General features: G+C 63.2%; 5 protein-coding genes. All 5 read left to right on the top strand.

Annotation, left to right across the window (positions count from 1 at the left end; translation table 11 throughout):
- A partial coding sequence (locus WA989_RS16880) for a hypothetical protein (protein ID WP_424341646.1) occupies positions 1 to 358 on the top strand: 358 nt, incomplete at its 5' end.
- Positions 348 to 731, top strand: coding sequence for a type II secretion system minor pseudopilin GspI (gspI, locus tag WA989_RS16875; protein ID WP_424341645.1), 384 nt, complete (start codon positions 348 to 350; stop codon positions 729 to 731). The genes WA989_RS16880 and gspI, both read left to right, overlap by 11 nt.
- Positions 728 to 1,363 carry a type II secretion system minor pseudopilin GspJ gene (gene gspJ / locus WA989_RS16870; RefSeq protein ID WP_424341644.1) on the top strand — a complete coding sequence of 212 codons (636 nt, stop codon included), beginning with the start codon at positions 728 to 730 and terminating at the stop codon, positions 1,361 to 1,363. Before gspI ends, gspJ begins: the two co-directional genes overlap by 4 nt.
- The gene (gene gspK / locus WA989_RS16865) at positions 1,360 to 2,370 is read left to right on the top strand and encodes a type II secretion system minor pseudopilin GspK (protein ID WP_424341643.1); all 1,011 of its coding nucleotides are present in this window, start codon (positions 1,360 to 1,362) and stop codon (positions 2,368 to 2,370) included. Before gspJ ends, gspK begins: the two co-directional genes overlap by 4 nt.
- A 2-nt stretch (positions 2,371 to 2,372) precedes the next feature.
- Positions 2,373 to 3,346 (top strand): type II secretion system protein GspL (gene gspL, locus WA989_RS16860; protein WP_424341642.1); only part of this gene is annotated, 974 nt, incomplete at its 3' end.

Here is a 3,346-nt window from a genome sequence, read left to right as displayed (position 1 = left end):
CCCGTATGAGCGGGCCCTGAGCGACGTCCAGGGCACGATCGATGCGATCCGTGACCGCTCCATCATGACAGGCGAGGTGCTCGGCATCGCCATCAATGGAGACCGGCTCGATGTTGTCAACTGGACGGGCGCCGAATGGCAACCTGTTGCCCGTACGGGGTTCAGCCTGCCCCGCAATGCCGAACTTGAAATTGTCCGAGAGCGCGGCGAGCGCCGCAGCGAAGACGCGCCCTCTGTTATCGTTTTCAACCCTCTCGGCGTGACGGAGCCGGTTCGCCTCGATCTGCATACGGGCCCGCTTACATTCGCGCTGCGCCTGACCGAAGATGGCAGGCTGGAGCAGGCTGATGCGACCTGATCGGGCGAGAAAACAGGACAGAGGGTTCAGCCTTGTCGAGACGATTGCCGCGCTCGGTGTCTTGTCGCTTGCCGCGGTGCCGCTGATGCAGCTTGCCTCGGACGCGCTGGTCAACACCGGCCGCCTGGAGTCCCGGCTTCTGGCCCGCACGACGGCCGAGAACGTCCTCTCACGGACGATTGCCGATCCGGTGGCGCTCGAGATCGGGCAATCCAATGGCCGCGAAGAGCAGCTTGGCCGCGCCTATGACTGGACGCTGACCGTAATGCCGACCGACCGCGAGGATCTCCTGCGGCTTGAAGTCCAGGTGCGACGGTCCGGGCAGGAGCAGGTGCAGGCACGGCTCGTCACGCTGAGGGCGGTGGAGCCATGACGCCACGCACGCGCCCCCCCACCAATGCAGGCTTCACGCTGACAGAGACGCTGGTCGCGCTTTTCATCCTGTCCATTCTGGCGGTTGCCGGCGGCAGTCTGCTTCTCCGGGCGACGGAGGCAGGAAAGCAGGTGCGCGACCGCGAAGCCGTCATCCGCGAGCTCGATATCGCCCAAGCCTTCATCCGCGACGATCTTGAATCCATCGTGCCGCGTGGCTCAGTCCCCCTCGACGGGCTGGGCGAACCGCTGACGCTTGTCGGCGGCGAAACGAACCAGACGGACTCCCTGGTCCGCTTCGTGCGCAATGGCTGGATCAATCCGGACAGGGCAATCGCGCGCAGCGGTCTTCAGACGGTCAGATATATCGTCACCGAAGAGGGCGAGCTTGTCCGTGAGGCCTATCTGCGGCCAGATCCTTCCCCCAGTACGACGATCGCCAGGCGCGTCCTGCTTAGCGATGTCGAGGCGGTGGAGCTCACATTCTGGCTCGACGGCGTGCCGTCCGCCTATTGGGAAGGTGCCACCACGCCTCCTGCAGATGTTCTGCCGGACCTTGTCGACCTGCAGATTGTATTGCGGGATGGTCGTGCACTGACGATCAGCAGTCTTGTCGGAGGCATGCCGTCATGATGCACCGGGGCCGTGAAAACGAAAGGGGTGTTGCACTCGTCACGACACTGATGATTGTCGCGGCCATGTCGGCTGTTGCGGTCGGTCTCTCGGCGGCCGTTCTCTCCAGCACCAACAGGGCAAAATCGCTCGATGCGAGCGCGCAGGCAGACTGGCTCGCCCATTCTGCCGGAGACTATGCCAGCCTCATTCTCGGTGATGTGGTCACGCCGCTCGAAGGCCGGTTGGTCGCTGGCATGGAAGGGCTCGGCGAGCCGATGGCATTCCAGGCCGAGGGCGGCCTCATCACCATTGTCGTGACCGATGCGAGCAACTGTCTCAACATCAACGCCGTGCGCGGCCAGAGCGCTGCCCGCCAGCGGGGGGCCTCTGGCGGAGCGAGGGCTGGTTCAGAGCAATCACCCTCTGATGATCTTCGCGCTCTGATCTCTGCCGTCGCTGGCGACGTTACCCGTTCCGAAAGCCTCGTCGCCAGCATCACAGACTGGATCGACCGCGATCAGTCACCGGGCCTCAGCGGCGCCGAAGACAGTTTCTATATGAGCCCGGGGCTCAATTACCGCACAAGCGGACAGCCGCTACAGGACGTGTCCGAACTCCTTTCAGTTCGCTACATGTCGGCCGATCTGCTTGAGGCGCTCGAGCCGATGATCTGCGCCTATCCCGAAGACGCCCAGCACGCGCTCAATATCAATACGCTGACCGAGGCGGAGGCGCCGCTCCTGTCGATTGCCTTTTCGGGCGCGCTCGACGAGGCCCGCGCGCGCGACGTGCTGTTTCAGCGCCCGCCCGGCGGATGGGCAACGACGGAAGACTTTTTCGCCCTGCCTGAAATCGCGGAAATCTCACCTGAATTGCGCCGCGAAAGGCGCATCTCTCTGACGTCGAGATATATAAGTGTGCGCGCAGCAATTGAGTATCGCGGCACGAGGCGTGTATTGGACTTTATCTACGAGATTGAGGGCGCTGCGCCTGTGAAGCAGATCTACAGGGAGCGAAAAGGATAATCTTGGCCGATCTTTTCATTCTCCTGCCGGCCAACCCGGATGAGACGCCGCTTTTCGCCTGGCGCTCAGGCGGCGATTGGGTAGTCGACGATGAGCGCCCGGCTGGCCGGTTTGGCCGCGGCGAGTCTGCGGTCGCCTTCGTTCCGGGCACCGGCGTGACGAGCTTCAAGGCCGACATCCTCACGCGTAAGCCTGCAGAGGCGAGGCGCACCGCGCTGTTTGCTGTCGAGGACGACCTCGCCCAGCCTGTCGAGCAGCTCCATGTTGCGCTCGGCCCGGCAGGCGAGACGGGTGCGCGCATTTTCCAGATTGCATCTCTTCAGGACATGCGGGCATGGACCGGTCTTCTACAGCGTCACGGCCTGCCCGAAGCGGACCTGGTTGCGTCTCATGAGCTGCTCCCTGCTGGCAATATTGCGGTCGATGCAGGCCGCGAGATCCTGTTCAGACAGGGCGAGCACACCTATGCCTGCGACAGTGATGTGCCTGATGACTTTATCAAGTCTGTCGCGGCTGACAGCCTTGATGCGGTACACGGAGAAAATCTGGCGCTCCGGCTGGGACAGTCCTCGACCGATCAGGGTTTCGACCCGGATCAGCACCTGCTGCCCAAGCTGGCCGAGTGGTATACGGAGAAAACGCCATCGGCTCACATCTCGCTTCGTCAGGGCGATTTCGGGGTCAAGCGCTCGCTTGAGCTCAAGGGGATCGAGCGCTGGCGCATGGTTGGCGCCATGGCAGGGCTCGCAATTGTGCTGTGGATGGGTACGGTCTGGATGGAGACATCCGCCCTGGAAAGAGAGGCAACAGAGCTGCGCTCACGCACCCAGGCGATTGTGACAAGCTTCGTGCCATCCGCAAATGGCAATGTCTCAACCGCCATCGCCAGCCTGCAGCAAAGCCAGCGCGACGCCAGTTCATCGCTGCGACCGACGACAGCGACAGCCGCGCTTTACGACGCCGTTGCCCCGACGCG

It is taken from the genome of Henriciella sp. (assembly GCF_049649345.1).
Taxonomy (GTDB): domain Bacteria; phylum Pseudomonadota; class Alphaproteobacteria; order Caulobacterales; family Hyphomonadaceae; genus Henriciella.
The sequence above is the reverse complement of the archived record's forward strand: the minus strand, read 5'-3'. Positions and strand labels throughout refer to the sequence as shown.

What these genes read in the sequence shown, in the direction of transcription:
- gspJ (WP_424341644.1), top strand. Translation starts at nt 728, where the DNA reads ATGACGCCACGCACGCGCCCCCCCACCAATGCAGGCTTCACGCTGACA.
- gspK (WP_424341643.1), top strand. Translation starts at nt 1,360, where the DNA reads ATGATGCACCGGGGCCGTGAAAACGAAAGGGGTGTTGCACTCGTCACG.
- gspI (WP_424341645.1), top strand. Translation starts at nt 348, where the DNA reads ATGCGACCTGATCGGGCGAGAAAACAGGACAGAGGGTTCAGCCTTGTC.